This is a genomic window from Actinoplanes lobatus, from assembly GCF_014205215.1.
GTDB classification, from domain to species: Bacteria; Actinomycetota; Actinomycetes; order Mycobacteriales; family Micromonosporaceae; genus Actinoplanes; species Actinoplanes lobatus.
On record NZ_JACHNC010000001.1, the window covers coordinates 7,173,275 to 7,192,284 of the forward strand.

Here is a 19,010-nt window from a genome sequence, read left to right on the forward strand (position 1 = left end):
CGATGGGCGGGCGACACGCCGGACCGCGCGGCTCAGGCGTCCCGGCGCGCGGCCACGGGAACCAGCGCCATCGCCGCCAGGAGGGTGATGCCGCCGAGAATCGCCGGGAACCGCCAGTCCAGGACCCATGCCCCGGCCAGCGGCGCCGCCGCACGGGCCAGCGCCATCGGCACGGCGGTCACGGCTACGACACCGGCGAACCGGGTCACGCCGAAGGTGTCGGCGAGGATGGACGGCCGGGCGACCACGCCGACGCCGTAGCCGGCGCCGAATGCCGCTGCGCAGAGCAGGGTCGCCGGGAGCCCGGCGCCGGCCAGGGGAAGGGCCAGCAGACCGAGAGCCTGCACCACGAACGCCACGGCGGTGACCTCGGTCATGCCGTAGCGGCGGGCCAGCGGGACCAGCACGAGCCGGGACAGGATCTGGGCCGAGCCGACCGCCAGCGGGATGGTGGCGGCGGTGGCTGGCGAGAACCCGATGTCGCGGAAATAGGTGACCATCATCAGCAGGAACGCCGTGACCGTGCCGGTCTGGGCCACGAAGGCGAACGACAGCAGCCAGAACGGCGGGCCGTACGGGACGCCGGGCCCGGAGGTGTCGTTGCCGGTCAGGGAGCGGACATGCTCCTGCCGGCCGGGAAGAGCCCACAGATGGATCGGGACGGCGATGACCGCCAGGCCGGCGGCGAGGGCGAGCAGGGTGGCCCGCCAGCCGAGATGCGCCTCGAGCCGGCCGACCAGGGGGTAGAAGCAGCTGGTGGCGAACCCGGTGACCATGGTGACCGCGACGATCGCGCCATCGCGGTGCCGGGGATCGAGTGCGACGACCAGGACGGCGAAGGCTGCTTCGTAGGTGGACAGCGCCAGTGCCACCCCGATGGCGGCGAAGCACAGGTAGAGGCCGGTCACGCTGTGGACCTGGGACCATCCGGCGACCGCGGCCGCACCGAGCGCGGATCCGGCGGTCATCGGCAGGCGGCCGCCGGCGCGGTCGAGCAGCCGGCCGACCGGGACGGCGGCGATGGCTCCGGTCAGTGTCGACACGGTGGCGGCCGCGGCGACGGTGGCCCGGGACTGACCGAGATCGGTGGACAGCGGAGTCAGCAGCACAGTGAAGGCCTGGATCATCGCGCCGTAGCCGACGGTCTGGGTGACGGCGAGCAGCGCGACGAGCCGGTGCCGGGTGGCCGGGCCGGGCCGCCGTCCGACGGTGGCGGGGACGGTCACGCGATGGGCGCGTCAGGCTCGGTGAGACCGGCTGTGCCGGCGCCTGCCAGGTGGGTCAGCTGCGCACGCCGTACCTGCGCGCTCTGACCCTGGACCAGGATGAACAGCGCCGATCTTGCATGCAGTTGCGCGGTGTCGTCGCCCGTCAGTCCGCGCCCCGAGCGGGCGACGACGAGCGCTCGGGTCAGGGTGGCCAGGGCCTCGCCGCTGGCGACCTTGGTGGCCAGCCGTTCCTCGAGGCGGTAGGCGCCACCACCGTGGTCGGCCGCCTCGTCGGCCAGGCGGTAGGCGGTCTCGCGGATCCGGTCGATCCGCGGGCGCCAGTGGGTGGCGACGTCTTGCGCGAGCGGGTCGGGGTGCCCGGTGAGTTCCCGCAGGACGGCCTCGGCCAGCCCGAAGTGGTGACCGCGCGCGTCGCTGGCGACGGCGAGATCGTCGAGCCGGGTCTGTTCCAGGCTCTTGCGGCTGATCACCAGCTCGTCGGGAACGAAGGCGTCGTCGAGGTGGACGCGTTCGGTGCGGCTTCCGTCCAGCACGGCCAGGCGCAGCGGTTCGGCGCGGCGGGTGCGCTCGCTGACCTCGACCAGCCCGGTGACCACGGTCGCGGTGCCGGAGTCGACGCCGGCGACGGTCAGCGCCTCGCTGAGGCCCCATCCGCTGACCCAGGAGATCGTTCCGCTGAGGATCCAGCCGCCGTCAGCGCGAGTGGCCGAGATGTAGCGGTGTGGGTAACCGCGGACGTCGCTGATCCCGGCGCCGATCAGGATTTCGCCGGTGACGGCCTTGCGGGCGAGCGCGGGCAGTGGCTGTCCGGCCCGGTCGGCGTCGGCGAGCCGGCCGGTGAGTGCGGCGTGCTGCGCCCAGACCAGCCAGGTGTTGAAGCACGCTGCGGAGATGATCTCGTGGATCAGGCGGTCGTCGTCGCGGCTCAGGCCCAGCTGTTCGAGCAGGCGTAGCTCACGCAGCGCGCTGATGCGTGCGGCGGTGACCCCGTCGCGTTCGGTCCGCAGCGCGTCCGGCCGCAGCACCTGATCTGCGTAGTCCCGGACCCGGCTCACGAAGCTCGTCATGCGCTACCGCCTACTTTCGACTGTCCTCACAAAACCCATATCGGCTATTAATTCTATAGGCCAAGTATGATTTACTCCAGGTCATGAGCCCGACAAGACTCCGCACGCTGCTGGCTGTGAGCCTGGTGGCGACCCTGTTCACGGCCGCCTGCGGCGGTTCCGGTGGTGCACGGTCCGCGGCCTCCGGCGAACCGGTCCACGGCGGCACGCTCACCTTCTACGACCCGATCCAGTACGCCGCCTGGGTGCCCACCGCGTCGATCTGGTCCAACAGCAACGTCGCCGGCAACGTGGCCGAGCGCCTGATCTGGCAGGACCCGAAAACCGGTGACTTCAAGCCCTGGCTCGCGCAGTCCTGGGAGATCAGCGACGACAAGCTGAGCTACACCTTCAAACTGCGCTCCGGCGTCACGTTCAGCAACGGCGACCCGCTCGACGCCGAGACCGTGAAACTCAACTTCGACCAGCACGGCCTCGGCGACGAGAAACTCGGCATCCCGAAGGACTCGTTCTGGACCGACTACGCCGGCACCGACGTGGTCGACGCGCAGACGGTCAAGGTCCGGATCACCAAGCCGAACGCGGCGTTCCTGCAGATCATCTCCAACTACCGGGCCAGCTCCATCCTCGGCAAGCCGTTCCTCAAGCTCGACCTGGCCGGGCAGGGACAGCTCACCAACTGGGTCGCCACCGGCCCGTTCACCGTGGAGAAGGTCGACGGCACCACGGGGGTCACGCTCAAGCACCGCGACGACTACAACTGGGCGCCCGAGGGCTCGGCTCACCAGGGCAAGGCCTACCTGGAGCGGATCGTCTACAAGTCGGTGCCCGAAGCCAGCACCCGGGTCGGCGCGCTGCAGTCCGGCGAGGCGCAGATCTCCCGCAACATCGCGCCCTACGACGAGCAGACCATCGTCGACGGCGGCGGCACCGTCATCGGCATCCCGGTCCAGGGCGAGGTCAACTCGCTGAAGATCCAGCTCGACACCGGCGCGCCCACCCAAGACGTGCAGGTCCGGCTCGCGCTGCAGGCGGCCACCGACCGTAACGAGATCAACAAGACGGTCCTGTCACCGAACTACCCGGTCCCGTCGAGCGCCCTGGTCAAGGGGACGCCGTTCCGGGGCGACGCCTCGTCGTACCTCACCCATGACCTGGCCAAGGCCACCTCGCTGCTGGAGGCGGCCGGCTGGCGGGCGGGCGCCGACGGCATCCGGGTCAAGGACGCCGAACGGCTCGAGTTCGAGATCTGGGTCGCTCCGTACTACCAGGTCGCTCAGGCGGTGCTGGAACTACTGCAGGCGCAGTGGAAGAAGGCCGGCGTGGACCTGAGGATCCGCTCCGCGTCGCAAGCCGAGTACACCGCCGTCGAGGCCGCCGCCGCCAAGAGCACCGACGACGACTGGACCTTCGAGCAGGGCCAGACCTCGACTGCCGAGGCGAACGTGCTGCGCGTCTCGCTCGGCGCCGCCCGCTACAACGCGCTGCGGTTCCTCACCCCCGACCCCACCCTGGAATCGCTGCTCGACGCACAGGCGGTCACCTTCGACCCGGCCCAGCGCAAGGCCGCCGTCCAGAAGGTCGAAGACCGGATCTTCGAGCAGGCCTACATCATCCCGCTGTACGACGAGACGCAGGTCTTCGGCCTGGCCCCGAGCGTGCACGGGTTCGCCACCGAGTCGACCGGCCGCACCTGGCTCTACGACACCTGGCTGGACGAGTAACCATGGGCCGCTACCTGATCAGGCGGCTGGGCCAGGCGCTGCTCGTCCTCTGGGCGGCCTACAGCCTGTCGTTCGTCCTGCTCAGCGCCCTGCCCGGGGATGCGATCAGCAACCGGATCGCGTCCCCCGACTCGGGCCTGACCGGCGAGTCCGGAGCGGTGCTGCTGCGCTACTACGGACTGGACCAGCCACTCTGGGAACAGTACCTGCGCGGCATCGGCCGGGCACTGCAGGGTGACCTGGGCCTGTCGCTGCACACCGCGCAGCCGGTGCGGGACCTGCTCGCCGACACGCTACCGAGCACCCTGGCGCTCACTGGCCTGGCCCTGGTCGTCGGGATCCTGCTGGCCGCGGTGATCGCCCTGGCGATCAACTACCTGCCGTCGGCCCGGGCGCGCGGCCTGTTCTCCGGTGTGCCCTCGCTGTTCGCCTCGGTACCCACGTTCGTGGTCGGCGTCCTGGCCCTGCAGTACCTCTCCTTCAAGGCCGGCCTGATCCCGTCGGTCGACGACGGCTCGCTGTCGGCCCTGCTAGCGCCGGCGGTCACGCTCGGGCTGGTGATCGCGGCGCCTCTGGCCCAGGTCTTCGCCGCCTCGATCCGGACCACCCGGGCCCAGCCGTTCGTGCACGTGCTGCACGCCAAGGGCGCGGGGGAGGGCTACATCTTCGGCAAGGACGTGCTCCGCAACTCGTCGCTGCCGGTGCTCACCCTGCTCGGCCTGGCGTGCGGGGAGCTGATCGCCGGGTCGGTGGTGACCGAGTCGGTGTTCGCCCGCGACGGCGTCGGCAACCTGGTCGTCGGCGCGGTCAACACCCAGGACCTGCCCGTGGTGCAGGGCGTGGTGCTGCTGTCCACCGTGACGTACGTGCTGGTCAACCTGGCCGTCGACGTCGCCTTTCCGTTCATCGACCCGCGTGTCCTGGTGGGAGCGACGTCATGACCCTGATCGCCGAGGCCGACGCGGAGACCCGCACCGCGCCACCACGCCGGCTGCCCCGGTCCATGGGCCACGTGAGCCTCTATCTCGCGGTGGCGGTGGTCATCGTCGCCCTTCTGTGGGCGATCGCCCCCGGCTTGTTCACCAGCCAAGACCCCCTCGCCGTGCAGCCGGCGCTGCGATTCCGGCCCCCGTCGGCCGAGCACTGGTTCGGCACCGATCAGCTGGGCCGTGATCTCTACACCCGGGTGGTCTACGGCGCGCGCGCCTCGCTGACCGGCGCCGGCGTGGCAGTCGCGCTCGCCGTGCTGCTCGGCGTGGTCCTGGGCACGACCGCCGGCTGGTTCGGTGGGGTCACCGACAGCATGATCGGCCGCTGCATCGACGTCGTCCTGTCCATCCCCGGTTTCCTGTTCGCGATCACCATCGTCGTGCTACTGGGTTTCGGCATCCTGCAGGCCGCGGTGGCGGTGGGGCTCACCTCGTCGGCGACGTTCGCCCGGCTGATCCGCTCCGAGGTGCTCAAGGCCCGATCCAGCAACTACGTCGAGGCGGCGGTCACCAGCGGGGCGGGCACGTTCGCGATCCTGCGGCGGCACGTGCTGCCGAACTCGTTCACGGCGACGCTCGCCTTGATCACCGTCCAGTTCGGCATCGCGATCATCTGGATCGCGTCGCTGAGTTTCCTCGGCCTGGGCGCGCAGCCACCGCAGCCGGAGTGGGGCCTGCTGGTCTCTGACGGGCGCAACTACATCGCCAGCCGCGGCTGGCTGACCCTGTGGCCCGGGCTGACCGTCGTCGCGGTCGTGCTGGCCACCAACCACATCTCCCATCACCTGGGCCGAAGGAGAACGGTTTAACGATCCCCACGGATGAATCCGGGGGTTTTCCCTCCGGGGCCAGGCCCTGGATTCTCAGCTCGGACCGCACCTGATCCACCATCCCGGAAGGAGGCGATCAAATGTCTCACGTCGTCGGCACTGGCACGGTCGCGTTCAGCCGTGGCGAGAATCCGTCTCGCGGCGTTGAGGTCACGGCAGGCGGTGTAACCGCAGGCTGTGCACTCGAAGATGCGTACGCCCAGTCCGAGGCGGTGATTGGCTCTCTCGCCGCACCCGGAGCAGGTCATCGTGGTGTAGGCGGGCGGCACCAGCACCACCTTCCGGCCCGCCCGCATGCCACGCTCGACAAGTTCTCGCTTGCACGCGCCGATCGCCGCGTCGGCGGCCTTACGGGCCATCCGCGACTTCGCCAGGAACTTCGGTTTGAAGTCCTCCACAGCGATCAAACTGTGATGCTCGGTGACGTTCTTCGCCCAGACCCGGGCGTCGTGGGTGTTCTGCCGAGCCGCCTTCTTCGCTACCCGGGCGGCCTGCCGTTTCGCGGTCTGGTAGCCCTTCGACTGCGGCTGCCCTCTCGGTCGGCGGCGGCGGGCCATCCTGCGCTGGGATTTGGCCAGTTCAGCAGCGCACCGTTTGCGATGTCCGAGGTGCGGAAGGTCGAACGCGGGATCGGTGGTGGTGGCGGTTACCTTCACACCCCAGTCGATGCCGATGCCGGGCAGGTCCGCCCCGGGTGTGGTGATCGTGTCCCGACGGACCACGAACGAGGCGTACCAATGCCCGAGGCTGTCACGGTAGACCCGCACGCTGGACGGTTCGGACGGCAGTTCCCGGGACCAGACGACCGGGATCGTAACCCTACCCGGCAGGCGAAGTCGGCCATCCTTGATCGAGAAGCCCCGAGTCGTGTACTCCAAGCTCGGCAACGCGTTCTTGAGTCTCTTGACCTTCGGACGGCCCCGGCCCTTCACCGTGAACGAATGGTCCAGGGCGGTGCCGTAGGTGCGCAGCGTTTGCTGCTGGGCGACCTGCGACCCGGCTCGCAGCCAGGCGTTACACCCGCGGGCGTCGGTCAGCAGCTTCGACAGCTTGCCGAACGTCGGCTTCCGGCCGGTCCTCTGCTGGTGGACGGCTTCGTTCCACAGCCACCGGCAGCGTCCCCACTCGTCGAGAAGTGCGGCCTCCGCGATGCGGCCGGGCCGCAGGCGGTAGGTGTAACGCACCGTCTCATCCACATCGGACACCCTACCCGCGAAGCCCAACGACCCTGGAGACCGTGAAGAGGCATGTGGAGAACCAGCGCAACGTCTGACCAGACGCCTATCCGCCTTGACGGCGAATGGGCTACCCCTGACCTGCTCCGCAGGCGATCCGTTTCCTCCCCACGGCTAAAGCCGGGGGTTTCCACGGAAGGCATTCGATGACCCTGCTGGCCGTCGAGGACCTGACCGTCGGGTACCGGGGGCCGCGCGGCCTCAGCCCGGTCGTGCACCAGGTGTCCTTCCAGGTCGAGCCGGGGCAGGTGCTCGCCCTTGTCGGTGAGTCGGGCTCCGGCAAGACCACCATCGGGCACGCGATCCTCGGGCTGCTCCCGGGCAACGGCGAGGTGATCGGCGGCCGGATCCGGTTCCGTGACCAGGAGCTCACCGAACTGTCCGCCAAGGGCTGGCGGGACCTGCGCGGACGGGCGGTCAGCCTGATCCCGCAGGACCCGGGCGTCTCGCTGGACCCGGTCCGGCCGGTCGGCGCGCAGGTCGAGGATGTTCTGCTACTGCACACCGAGCTGGACGCGGCGGCCCGCCGCAAGCGGGTGCACGAGCTGTTCGGACAGGTCGGGTTCACCGACGTCGAGCGCCGCTACCGGCAATACCCGCACGAGCTCTCCGGGGGCATGCGGCAGCGGGTACTGATCGCCGCCGCCATCGCCGCCGACCCCGATCTGATCATCGCCGACGAGCCGACGTCGGGTCTGGACGCGACGGTGCAGAAGCAGGTGCTCGACCTGATCGACGAGTTGCGGGAACGCAGCGGCACGGCGGTGGTGCTGGTCACGCACGACCTCGGGGTGGCCGCCGACCGGTCCGACCTGATCGGGGTGGTGCAGGACGGCCGTCTCGTCGAGGGCGGGCCCACCTCCTCGGTGATCACGGCGCCGGTTCATCCGTACACCCGGAAGTTGCTCGACAGCGTGCCGTCCCGGGCCGCCCGGCCGGCGGTCGCCCGGGAACCGGGAGGCACCGTGATCGAGGTGCGCGATCTGCGCAAGGTCTTCGGTGACGTGGCCGCGGTCGACGGGGCCTCGTTCGAGGTACGCGCGGGCGAGACCTTCTCCATCGTCGGCGAGTCCGGCAGTGGCAAGTCGACGACGGCTCGCATTCTGACCGGCCTGACCCGGGCCACCTCGGGCCGCGTGACCGTGCTCGGCACCGACGCGACCACGCTGAGCCGCCGCGGGTTTCGGCCGCTGCGCCGCGACGTGCAGATCGTCTACCAGAACCCGTACTCGTCGTTCGACCCGCGTTTCGACGTCTTCGACGTGGTCGAGGAGCCGCTGCGGTCGTTCGCGCCGGCCCGGCCGCCGTGGAGACGCCGGGCCGCGCACGAGGACCGGGTGATCGCCGCGCTGGAGGCGGCCGCGCTGCCGGCCGACTTCGCGAAACGCCACCCGCGTGAGCTGTCCGGCGGCCAGCGTCAGCGGGTCGCCCTCGCCCGCGCGCTGATCCTGGAGCCGAAGGTGGTGGTGCTGGACGAGCCGATCTCGGCGCTCGACGTGTCGGTCGCCGCGCAGATCCTGGCCCTGCTCCGGCAGTTGCAGCAGGAGCGCGGGCTCACCTACGTGTTCATCTCGCACGACCTGGCGGTGGTGCGGGCCATCTCGGACCGGGTGGCGGTCATGCGAAAGGGACGCATCGTGGAGCAGGGGCCGGTCGAGGACGTGTTCGGCAAACCGCAGCACGAGTACACGGTCGGCCTGCTCGACGCCATCGCCGGCCGTGAGCTGCTGGTCGGTGCCCGATGAGCGCCGACCTTGCCGGGATCCGGGCGGTCCTGGCCGAGCTGGCCGAAGGCGCGGGGGAGCGGGACCGCACCGGCGAGCACCCGTACGCGCTGATCCGCAAGCTCGCCGACGCCGGGTTCGGGCGGCTTCGCGTGCCGCGTGAGTTCGGCGGCCACGACCTGACCCTGCCCGAACTGTTCGAGGTGCTGGCCGAGGCCGGGCAGGCCGACTCCAACGTCCCGCAGATCTGGCGCGGCCACTTCACCACCACCGAGATTCTGCGGCGGGAGACCGACCGGGCGGTACGGGAGAAGTGGTTCCGCGCGATCGGTGAGGGTGCGGTCTTCGGTAACGCTCAGTCGGAGCCGTCCGCGCTGGCCGCGGAGGGCGTGGTGACCCGGGTGCGAACCGGTGCCGACGGCCGCCGGCTGGTCAGTGGCACCAAGTTCTACTCGACCGGGGCCCGGTTCGCTGACTGGATCCGGGCCGCGGTCACCGACGACGACGGCGACCGTGGGTTCGTGGTGATCTCGGCCCGGCATCCCGGGGTGAAGCACGTCGACGACTGGGACGGCATCGGTCAGCGGCAGACCGGCAGCGGCACCACGATCTTCACGGACGTGCCGGTCGAGGACCTCGGCGACGTCGGCCGCTACCGGGAGGCGCTGGCCGGGCTCGACTCGTTCGTCCAGATCGTGCACTTGGCCAACCTGGCCGGAATCGCCCGCAACCTGGTCGCCGAGACCGTCACCCTGGTCCGCCGGCGCACTCGGACCAGCCTGCACGGGCTGACCGAGTCCGCCGCCGAGGACCCCGAGGTGCTGGGCGTGATCGGCACCCTGCAGGCCCGGCGGCTGGTCGCCGACACGCTGCTGCGGCACGCCGCCGAACGCCTGGAGGCCGCGCACCGCGACGGCGACTTCACCCGGGCCTACCAGGACACCTCGACCGCACAGATCGCGTCGATCGAGGCCGTCCTGGACGCTGCGGCGATCGCCTTCGACGCCCTGGGCTCGTCGGCCGCCCGCAGCCCGGTGCACCTGGACCGGCACTGGCGCAACGCCCGCACGCTGGCCTCACACAACCCGGTGATCTACAAGCCGCGGGTGGTCGGCGACTACCTGGTCAACGGCCGGGCGCCGGAGCCCGGCTATTACCGGGGCCGTCAGTCCCTGAGCAGCGGCAGCAGCTGATCACCCTGCCGGCGGATCTCCGGGAGGTACGGCGTGTCGGACAGCACGAAGTGGGTGACGCCGAGACTCCGGTAGCGGCGCAGCGACTTCGCCACATCCTCGGCCGACCCGACCAGCCAGGTGGTGGCCGCGCCGCCACCACCGAATCTCCCGGGCGTGGTGTAGAGGTTGTCGTCGAGCACCTCGCCGCGGGCGGCCAGGTCGAGCAGCCGCTGCTGGCCGACCGCCTCGCGCCGCTGCAGGTCACGGGGCGAACCCTGGTTGCGGGCCATCTCGGCCACCTTGGCCTCGGCGTCGGCCCACGCCTGCTCGGTGGTGTCGCGGACCAGCGTGGTGATCCGCAACCCGAATTCCAGCGGCGCGTGCTCGCGGCCCAGTTCGGCGCTGAGCCGCTTGAGCCGGTCGATGCGCTCGCCGACGCCGTCGAGCGGCTCGCCCCAGAACAGCTGCACGTCGGCCTCGGTGGCGGCGACCCGCTCGGCCGCCTCGGACGCGCCGCCGAAGTAGAGCCGGGGCGGCTTCGCGATGCGTGGCGTGACGGTCGAGCCGGTCACCTGGAAGTGCTCGCCGGTGAAGGTGACGTTCTCCTCGGTCCACAACCGGCGGACCAGCCGCAGGAACTCGCGCGTGCGCCCGTACCGGTCGGCCTGGTCCTTCTCGCTGTCGCCGTAGGCGCCCAGGTCGTCCTTGCCGGAGACGATGTTGACCAGCACCCGGCCGCCGGTGAGGTGCTGCAGGGTGGCGGCCGCCGACGCGAAGTTGGCCGGCCGCCAGTAGCCCGGCCGAATGGCGATGAGCGGCTGGAACGTGGTGGTCCGGGCGGCCAGCGCGGTGGCCACGGTGAACGTGTCCGGCCGTCCCCAGCCGGTGCCGAGCAGCGCGCCGCCCCAGCCGTGCTCCTCCAGCGCGCGGGCCTGCCCGGTGAGCGTGTCGAGGCTGTTGTGGCCCTTCACCACATCGTCGCCGCGGTGTCCGGGCGTGACCTGGTTGGGGATGTACCAGAGGTATTCGCTGCTCACGTAAGCCTCCTGGGCCTGTTGACGAACGGCGGCGGCGGTAAAAACCCTACTTAACTTATAGGGCTTATAGGTCTTTGGTCTCCAGTGATCCGTCCTATGTCGCGGGACAGGGTGTTTTCCTACTGAACCTATAGAGTTTATAGTCTAGCCAGACCGCGGCCGCCAGCCTGCCGCCGGCCGTCTCTCCTCGCCGCCCGACCCCGATCAAGCTGGGGGCAGACCATGTCTGAACTTCGCAATTCCATCGAAAATGCCGAGTCCAACCGTCGACGATGGCCCTGGATCGCCGGCGCCGCGGTCCTCGCCGTCCTGCTCGCCGCCGGCATCGGGTTCGCCGTCACCCGCGGCGGCTCGGGCGCCGAAGCCGCCGGCGACGGTGACGGTGAACCGGTCCGCGGCGGCACCCTGCAGTTCGCTCTGATCGACTATCAGCGCAGCCCCGACCCCCACTGGGGCACCAACTACGCCGAATCGCTGATCGGCAACAACGTGACCGACAAACTCACCTGGCAGGACCCGGACACCGGCGAGATCACCCCGTGGCTCGCCGAATCCTGGGAGTACAACACCGAACTCACCGAGTTCACCTTCCACCTGCGCAAGGACGTCACCTTCAGCGACGGCACGCCGTTCAACGCCGCCGCGGTCAAGGCGAACTTCGACCAGTACGTGCGCGGTGACCAGAAACTCGGCATCAACCCCAACGGCGCGGTCCTGCTGTCCGGCTACATCGAGACGAAGACGCCGGACGAGTACACCGCGGTGATCCGCTTCTCCACGCCCCTGGCCAGCTTCCTGCAGGCGTCCTCGTTCACCGCGAACTCGCAGCCCGGCTTCCTGTCACCGGCCACCCTGAAACTCTCCGACAAGGAGCGCACCGACCCGACCAAGGTGATCGGCACCGGCCCGTTCGTCTACGAATCCTGGGAAGAGCAGGTCAAGACCGTCCTGGTCAAGCGCAAGGGCTACAACTGGGCCCCGCCGTCGCTCGACCACCAGGGCGAGGCCTACCTCGACAAGGTCGTCTTCAACACCATCCCGGAGGCCAGCGTACGCACCGGTTCGCTCGCATCCGGCACCATCGACGCCACCCTCGACGTCGGCACCACCGACGAGAAGCCGCTCGCCGACCAGGGCTTCAAAATCATCTCGCGCAGCGTCTCGGGCACCGCCATCTACTTCAACTTCAACTCCCAGCTCTTCCCGACCGACGACATCGCCGTCCGCAAGGCCATCCAGCTCGGCTGGGACCGCTCGGCGGTCGAGAAGACGGTGCTCACCGACTCCTACTCGATCGCCACGTCGGTGCTGAACAAGTCGGTGCAGGGCTACGTCGACTACAGCGGCTCGGTGCTCAAGCACGACCCGGAGCAGGCCAAGAAGCTGCTCGACGACGCCGGATGGAAACCCGGCGCGGACGGCATCCGGGCCAAGGACGGCAAGCGGCTGCAGGTCAAGCTGCTCGGCATCAGCAACCTGGTGGTCAACAAGCCAGCGTACGAGTCGGTTCAGCAGGATCTGCAGAAGATCGGCGTGGACCTGCAGCTGACCGTGGTGCCGATCCCCGACTACGCGGCCCAGGTCGCCAAGGCGAAGACCGACTGGAACGTCACCGCCGCCAACCGGTCCCGCAACGACCCGGCCGCGCTGAACCTGGTCTACAACCCGAAACTGGGCAACAGCAGCTTCCTCACCCAGGGCGCCTCCACCGGCATCGACGTCGCCGAGGTCACCGCGGCGCTGGACAACCTCGAGACCACCCTGGACGCGACCAAGCGCGCCGCGTACGCCAAGACCGCGCAGGACCTGCTGGTGGAGAAGTACGCGCTGGTCAACCCGATCTACAACCCGTCGCAGGTGATCGCCCACGCCGACTACGTGCACGGCATCGTCTTCGACGCCCAGTCGCGCAACCACTTCGTCAACGCCTGGAAGAGCAACGGCAAGTGACCGCCGGTGGCCGCCGGGCACACCGGCGGCCACCCCAGCAGAGGGGAGCGTCGTGCTTCGCTATGTAGCGCTGAAGGTCGGCCGGGCCCTGTTCGTGGTCTGGGCGGCATTCACCGTCACCTTCGTCCTGCTCTTCGTGCTGCCGGCGAACCCGGTGGACCTGCTGTTCGACCCCGCCGAGATCAACGCGATCCCGGACGAGGTCAAGGCGCAGGTAGCGGCGAACTACGGGTTCAACAAGCCGGTAGCGCTGCAGTACCTGGACCGGTTCGGGCACGCCCTCATCGGTGACTTCGGCAACTCGGTGCAGTCCGGCAAACCGGTCACCCATGCGATCCTCGAGGTGCTGCCCAGCACCCTGGTCCTCGCTTCCGGCGCGCTCGTGCTCGCCGTACTGATCGCCTTCGGGATCGCTCTCGTCGCGACCGCGACCCGGCGGCCCTGGCTGCGCAACCTCGTCGAAGCCCTGCCGTCCGGCGCGGTCTCGGTACCGGTCTTCCTCTCCGGCATCCTCGTCCTGCAGATCTTCTCGTTCCGGCTCGGCTGGTTCCCGTCCTTCGGCGACGACGGCGTCAAGAGCCTGATCCTGCCGCTGATCACCCTCGCCATCCCGGTGGCCGGGCCGATCGCGCAACTGCTGGTGCGCAGCTTCGGCACCGAACTGCACTCCGGTTACGTCACCACCAGCTGGGCCAAGGGCGCCACCCGCGGCAGCATCCTGGTGCGCGACGTATTCCGCAACGCCAGCCTGCCGGCGCTCACCATCGCCGGTGTCACCTTCGGCAACCTGATCGCCGGCTCGGTGATCACCGAGACGGTCTTCGCCCGCAAAGGCATCGGCCGGATGACCCAGACCGCGATCAACACCCTCGACGTGCCCCTGGTCGCCGGAATCGTCGTGCTCGTCGCGGCCAGCTTCGCCCTGATCAACCTGGTCGTCGACCTGATCTACCCGGTCCTCGATCCACGGTTGCGGGCCACCCTGACGACCGGAGGGACCGCATGACCGCTCTGGCCACCGGCTGGGCCGAACCCGCCCGGATCCGCGCACACTCGCGCCGCCTCGGCGACCTGCTCCGGCAACCGGTCCTGGTCCTGTCCTGGATCGTCGTGCTGATCGTGATCGGCTGGGCGCTGTTCCCCGGCGTGTTCACCGACTACAGCCCCTATGCCGGGGACACCGGCGCCAGCTTCGCGCCCCCCAGCGCCGAGCACTGGTTCGGCACGGACCGGCTCGGCCGGGACCTGTTCGCGCGCAGTGTCTACGGCGCCCGCACCACGCTCACCGCCACCCTGCTCGCCGTACTCATCGCCTTCGGCCTCGGCGCGGTCGTCGGCCTGGCCGCGGGCTTCGCCGGTGGCCTCGCCGACACCGCCATCATGCGGGTGGTCGACGTCTTCCTGGCCATCCCCAGCCTGCTGCTGGCCATGGTGATCGTCTCGGTGCTCGGCTACTCCACCAACAACATCGCCCTGGCCGTCGGCATCTCCTCGATCGCCTCGTTCGCCCGGGTCATGCGGGCACAGGTGCTCACCGTGGTGAACCAGGACTACGTCCGGGCCGCCTACGGCCTGGGCGTCGGCCGGTTCGGCGTGATGATGCGCCACGTCGTACCCAACTCGCTGAGCTCGGTGATCGCGCTTGCCGCGCTGGAAGTCGGCACCGGCGTGCTCGCCGTCGCCTCGCTCGGCTTTCTCGGCTACGGCGCGCCGCCACCACAGCCGGAATGGGGGCTGCTCGTCGCCGAGGGCCGCGACTACGTGGCGGTTCACCCGTGGGCGTCCATCCTTCCCGGCCTGGCGCTGGCGGTCGTCGTCATCGCCACACACCGGATCAGCACCTCGTTGCGCAAGGAGAACCGCTGATGACCGACCCGCTGCTGCGCATCACCGACCTGGCCGTCGACTACCGCACCGGGCGCCGCGACTGGACCCCCGCGGTGCGCGGGGTGAGCCTGCACGTCGAGCCCGGCGAGTTCGTCTCGCTGGTCGGCGAGTCCGGTTCCGGCAAGACCACCCTCATCCAGGGCGCGCTCGGCCTGCTCCCGGCCGCCGCGCGAATCCGATCCGGGTCGATCGAGTACTCCGACGTGGACGTGACCGGCTGGAACGACCGGCGGATGGCACTGGTGCGCGGCAACTACGTCGGCTTCATCCCGCAGGACCCGAACACCTCGCTCAACCCGGTCAAGAAGGTCGGTCAGCAGGTCGTCGAGGCGGTCCGTTTCAACCAGCCCAAGGGCGCCCCGGCCGCGCACTACCGGCAGGCCGCGCTGGAGAGCCTGCGCACCGCCGGGCTCGCCGACGCGGAGCGGGTGTTCGACCAGTACCCGCACCAGCTCAGCGGCGGTATGAAACAGCGCGCCCTGATCGCGATCGCGCTCGCCGGCCAGCCGAAGATCATCGTCGCGGACGAGCCCACCAGCGCCCTCGACGTCACCGTGCAGAAACGCATCCTGGACCACCTGGCCGGCCTGCGCGAGCAACTCGGCATCGGCATCCTGCTGGTCACCCACGACCTCGGCGTAGCGCTGGAGCGCAGCGACCGGATCCTGGTGATGCAGCACGGCGAGATCATCGAACAGGGCTCGGTCACGCGCGTCCTGACGGACGCCACCAGCGAATACACGCGGCGGTTGCTCGCCGCGGCGCCGTCACAGCACGCCGGCCGCCTGCAACCCACCGACACGGTACGGGCGGACGGCTCCGGAGCCGTCGTGCTGCGCGCCACCGGCCTCACCAAGAACTACCGCGACCTGCGTGCGCTCGACGCGGCCGACCTGATCGTGCGGGAGGGCACCACCCATGCCATCGTGGGCGAGTCCGGTGCCGGCAAGTCCACACTCGCCGGCATCCTGGCCGGCTTCACCAGCGCCGACGCCGGCAGCGTGCAGCTACACGGCCGTGAGCTGACCGGCCTGAACCGCAAACAGCTGCGCGAGACCCGCCGGGACCTGCAGTTCGTCTTCCAGAACCCGTTCACCTCGCTCGACCCGCGATTCACCGTCCGCAAGCTGATCGCCGAACCACTGAAGGCGTTCGGCCTGCCCTACGGCGAGCGGGTCGGCGACCTGCTGCACGAGGTGGCGCTGAACGAGACGTACCTGAACCGGCTGCCGGCCCAGCTCTCCGGCGGCCAGCGCCAGCGTGTCGCCATCGCCCGGGCGCTCGCGCTGAACCCGAAGGTGCTGATCCTCGACGAGGCGGTCAGCGCCTTGGACGTGTCGGTGCAGGCACAGATCCTGCAACTGCTGGTCGATCTGCAGGCCGAACTCGGCCTCAGCTACGTCTTCGTCACCCACGACCTCGGGGTGGTGCGCCTGATCGCGGACGACGTGACCGTGATGAAGGACGGCCGCGTCGTCGAGACCGGAACGGTCGAGCAGGTGTTCGCCGCGCCCGCCCACGAATACACCCGCCAGCTGCTGGCGGCCGTCCCCGGCGCGGACCTGGTGCCCGCCGCGCACAGCTAGGAGCGAGCGTGCTGCACATCAACGTCAACATCCTCAACGCCGGCGTCTTCGGCGGCTCGTGGCGTTTCCCGGGCACCGACGGCACCGCCGCCTACCGCATCGAGCACTACACCGCGATCGCCAAGAAGGCCGAACAGGCCAAGCTCGACGCGGTCTTCCTGGCCGACGGGCCGGTGCTCGACCCGAGCGTACGGCACCGGCCCGGCAACAACCTGGAGCCGACCACGGTGCTGGCCCGCATCGCCGCACAGACCGAGCGGATCGGGCTGATCGGCACGCTGTCGTCGTCGTACAACGATCCGGCCGAACTGGCCCGGCGCCTCGGCGACCTCGACCATGTCAGCGGCGGCCGGTTCGGCTGGAACGTGGTCACCACGGCGGGGCCGCTCGCGGCGCGCAACTTCGGCCGCACCGCCGAGCCCGAACACGGCTGGCGCTACCGGCGGGCGGCGGATGTCGCCGCCCACGTCGTTCGGGCCTGGGCCGGACGCGACGACCTGGTCTCGCCGCAGGGCCGGCCGGTCGTGGTGCAGGCCGGCGGCTCCAGCGACGGGCGCCGGCTGGCCTCCCGCATCGGCGAGGTGATCTTCTCAGCGGATCAGGACCTCGGGCACGCCCGTGACTTCCGGGCCGAGATCCGCGCCGGAGCGGCCGCCTTCGGCCGGCGCCCGGAGGAGATCGTGGTCCTGCCCGGCCTGTCCACCGTGGTCGGCAGCACCGAGGCCGAGGCCAAGGCCCGCCGGGAGCTACTCGACGAGATCCTGCCGACGGCGTACGCCCGCGGCCGGCTCGCCGGTCAGCTCGGCATCTCCCTCGACGGGCTCTCCGACGACGAGCTGATCCCGGCCGAACTGCTCCGCGACCCGGACGAGGCCGGCGGTTCGCAAACCTTCTACCGGGTGGTCAAGGACATCATCGACCGGGACCGGCCCACCCTCGGCCAGCTGCTGAAACGGCTCTCCGGCGGCGGCGGCCACCGGATCGTCACCGGCACCCCGGAGCAGATCGCCGACGACATCGAAACCTGGTACCGGGCCGGCGCGGCCGACGGCTTCAACGTCATGCCCGACGTGCTGCCGTCCGGCTTCGACGACTTCGCCGACCACGTCATCCCCGAGCTACAGCGCCGCGGCCTGTTCCGCACCGAGTACGAGGGGTCCACCCTGCGCGCCCACCTCGGTCTCGCCGTCCCCGCCCTTCCGGAGGTCGCCGTTTAACGATCCCCACGGATGAATCCGGGGGTTTTCCCTCCGGGGCCAGGCCCTGGATTCCCAGCTCGGACCGCACCTGATCCACCATCCCGGAAGGAGGCGATCAGATGTCTCACGTCGTCGGCACTGGCACGGTCGCGTTCAGCCGTGGCGAGAATCCGTCTCGCGGCGTTGAGGTCGCGGTCTGCGGTGTAGCCGCAGGCCGTGCACTCGAAGATGCGGACGCCCAGTCCGAGGCGGTGATTGGCTCTCTCGCCGCACCCGGAGCAGGTCATCGTGGTGTAGGCGGGCGGCACCAGCACCACCTTCCGGCCCGCCCGCATGCCACGCTCGACAAGTTCTCGCTTGCAGGCGCCGATCGCGGCGTCGGCGGCCTTGCGGGCCATCGTCGTCTTGGCGAGGAATGTCGGTTTGAAGTCCTCCACAGCGATCAAACTGTGATGCTCGGTGACGTTCTTGGCCCAGACCCGGGCGTCGTGGGTGTTCTGCCGGGCCGCCTTCTTCGCTACCCGGGCGGCCTGCCGCTTCGCGGTCTGGTAGCCCTTCGACTGCGGCTGCCCTCTCGGTCGGCGGCGGCGGGCCATCCTGCGCTGGGATTTGGCCAGTTCAGCAGCGCACCGTTTGCGATGTCCGAGGTGCGGAAGGTCGAACGCGGGATCGGTGGTGGTGGCGGTTGCCTTCACGCCCCAGTCGATGCCGATGCCGGGCAGGTCCGCCCCGGGTGTGGTGATCGTGTCCCGACGGACCACGAACGAGGCGTACCAATGCCCGAGGCTGTCACGGTAGACCCGCACGCTGGACGGTTCGGACGGCAGTTCCCGGGACCAGACGACAGGGATCGTGACCTTGTCCGGCAGGCGGAGCCGGCCGCCCTTGATCGAGAAGCCCCGAGTGGTGTATTCCAGGCTGGGCAGCGAGTCTTTGAGCCGCTTGACCTTCGGACTGCCCCGGCCCTTCACCGTGAACGAGTGATCCAGGGCGGTGCCGTAGGTGCGCAATGTCTGCTGCTGGGCGACCTGGGAACCGGCCCGCAGCCAGGCGTTGCGGCTGCGAGCCTCGGTCAGCAGCTGGGACAGTTTGCCGAACGTCGGCTTGCGGCGAGTCCTCTGCTGGTGGACGGCTTCGTTCCACAGCCACCGGCAGCGGCCCCACTCGCCGAGCAGTGCGGCCTCCGCGATGCGGCCGGGCCGCAGGCGGTAGGTGTAACGCACCGTCTCGTCCACATCGGACACCCTACCCGCGCAGCCCACGACCCTGGAGACCGTGAAGAGGTATGTGGAGAACCAGCGCAACGTCTGACCAGACGCCCATCCGCCTCGACGGCGAATGGGCTACCCCTGACCTGCTCCGCAGGCGATCCGTTTCC

General features: G+C 69.9%; 15 protein-coding genes. 10 read left to right on the forward strand and 5 right to left on the reverse strand.

The genetic code is table 11. The features are described 5' to 3' along the window. Positions 1–32 precede the first annotated feature (32 nt). Together BJ964_RS32740 and BJ964_RS32745 are read right to left on the reverse strand one after the other, a co-directional pair. Positions 33–1,226, reverse strand: a complete 1,194-nt coding sequence (locus tag BJ964_RS32740) for an MFS transporter (RefSeq protein ID WP_203832949.1) — start codon at positions 1,224–1,226, stop codon at positions 33–35. Then, positions 1,223–2,296 carry an acyl-CoA dehydrogenase family protein gene (locus BJ964_RS32745; RefSeq protein ID WP_188124269.1) on the reverse strand — a complete coding sequence of 358 codons (1,074 nt, stop codon included), beginning with the start codon at positions 2,294–2,296 and terminating at the stop codon, positions 1,223–1,225. Before BJ964_RS32745 ends, BJ964_RS32740 begins: the two co-directional genes overlap by 4 nt. Positions 2,297–2,379: 83 nt before the next feature. Between BJ964_RS32745 and BJ964_RS32750 the strand changes: the two genes are divergently transcribed. From BJ964_RS32750 to BJ964_RS32760, 3 genes are read left to right on the forward strand one after another with little or no spacing between them, the layout of a single operon-like run. Then, positions 2,380–4,020, forward strand: a complete 1,641-nt coding sequence (locus tag BJ964_RS32750; protein WP_188124270.1) for an ABC transporter substrate-binding protein — start codon at positions 2,380–2,382, stop codon at positions 4,018–4,020. A gap of 2 nt (positions 4,021–4,022) precedes the next feature. Next, complete coding sequence (locus BJ964_RS32755) at positions 4,023–4,961, forward strand: ABC transporter permease (protein ID WP_188124271.1); 939 nt, start codon at positions 4,023–4,025, stop codon at positions 4,959–4,961. Then, on the forward strand, positions 4,958–5,818 hold the full coding sequence (locus tag BJ964_RS32760) for an ABC transporter permease (protein ID WP_188124272.1): 861 nt from the start codon (positions 4,958–4,960) through the stop codon (positions 5,816–5,818). The genes BJ964_RS32755 and BJ964_RS32760 overlap by 4 nt, the downstream gene beginning before the upstream one ends. On the opposite strand, the gene BJ964_RS32765 is transcribed toward BJ964_RS32760, so the two are convergent. Continuing rightward, positions 5,815–7,035 carry an RNA-guided endonuclease InsQ/TnpB family protein gene (locus tag BJ964_RS32765; protein ID WP_223149651.1) on the reverse strand — a complete coding sequence of 407 codons (1,221 nt, stop codon included), beginning with the start codon at positions 7,033–7,035 and terminating at the stop codon, positions 5,815–5,817. The genes BJ964_RS32760 and BJ964_RS32765 overlap by 4 nt on opposite strands. Positions 7,036–7,220: 185 nt before the next feature. Here BJ964_RS32765 and BJ964_RS32770 point away from each other — a divergent pair, with 185 nt between their 5' ends. Next, positions 7,221–8,819, forward strand: a complete 1,599-nt coding sequence (locus BJ964_RS32770; RefSeq protein WP_188124274.1) for a dipeptide ABC transporter ATP-binding protein — start codon at positions 7,221–7,223, stop codon at positions 8,817–8,819. Next, on the forward strand, positions 8,816–9,991 hold the full coding sequence (locus BJ964_RS32775) for an acyl-CoA dehydrogenase family protein (RefSeq protein ID WP_188124275.1): 1,176 nt from the start codon (positions 8,816–8,818) through the stop codon (positions 9,989–9,991). Before BJ964_RS32770 ends, BJ964_RS32775 begins: the two co-directional genes overlap by 4 nt. Here the strand turns inward: BJ964_RS32775 and BJ964_RS32780 are convergent. Next, entirely contained in the window at positions 9,964–11,010 is a 1,047-nt protein-coding gene (locus BJ964_RS32780; RefSeq protein ID WP_188124276.1) for an LLM class flavin-dependent oxidoreductase, read from the reverse strand. The genes BJ964_RS32775 and BJ964_RS32780 overlap by 28 nt on opposite strands. Before the next feature lie 222 nt (positions 11,011–11,232). Between BJ964_RS32780 and BJ964_RS32785 the strand changes: the two genes are divergently transcribed. From BJ964_RS32785 to BJ964_RS32805, 5 genes are read left to right on the forward strand one after another with little or no spacing between them, the layout of a single operon-like run. Beyond that, positions 11,233–12,960: an ABC transporter substrate-binding protein gene (locus BJ964_RS32785; RefSeq protein WP_188124277.1), complete on the forward strand. Its 1,728-nt coding sequence runs from the start codon at positions 11,233–11,235 to the stop codon at positions 12,958–12,960. A 52-nt stretch (positions 12,961–13,012) separates the two neighbouring features. Continuing rightward, positions 13,013–13,966 carry an ABC transporter permease gene (locus BJ964_RS49260; protein WP_188124278.1) on the forward strand — a complete coding sequence of 318 codons (954 nt, stop codon included), beginning with the start codon at positions 13,013–13,015 and terminating at the stop codon, positions 13,964–13,966. Further along, positions 13,963–14,826 carry an ABC transporter permease gene (locus tag BJ964_RS32795; protein WP_188124279.1) on the forward strand — a complete coding sequence of 288 codons (864 nt, stop codon included), beginning with the start codon at positions 13,963–13,965 and terminating at the stop codon, positions 14,824–14,826. Before BJ964_RS49260 ends, BJ964_RS32795 begins: the two co-directional genes overlap by 4 nt. Next, positions 14,826–16,433, forward strand: coding sequence for a dipeptide ABC transporter ATP-binding protein (locus tag BJ964_RS32800; protein ID WP_188124280.1), 1,608 nt, complete (start codon positions 14,826–14,828; stop codon positions 16,431–16,433). The genes BJ964_RS32795 and BJ964_RS32800 overlap by 1 nt, the downstream gene beginning before the upstream one ends. An 8-nt stretch (positions 16,434–16,441) precedes the next feature. Beyond that, entirely contained in the window at positions 16,442–17,650 is a 1,209-nt protein-coding gene (locus BJ964_RS32805; RefSeq protein ID WP_188124281.1) for an LLM class flavin-dependent oxidoreductase, read from the forward strand. On the opposite strand, the gene BJ964_RS32810 is transcribed toward BJ964_RS32805, so the two are convergent. Further along, entirely contained in the window at positions 17,647–18,867 is a 1,221-nt protein-coding gene (locus BJ964_RS32810; RefSeq protein WP_223149652.1) for an RNA-guided endonuclease InsQ/TnpB family protein, read from the reverse strand. The genes BJ964_RS32805 and BJ964_RS32810 overlap by 4 nt on opposite strands. Positions 18,868–19,010 lie beyond the last annotated feature (143 nt).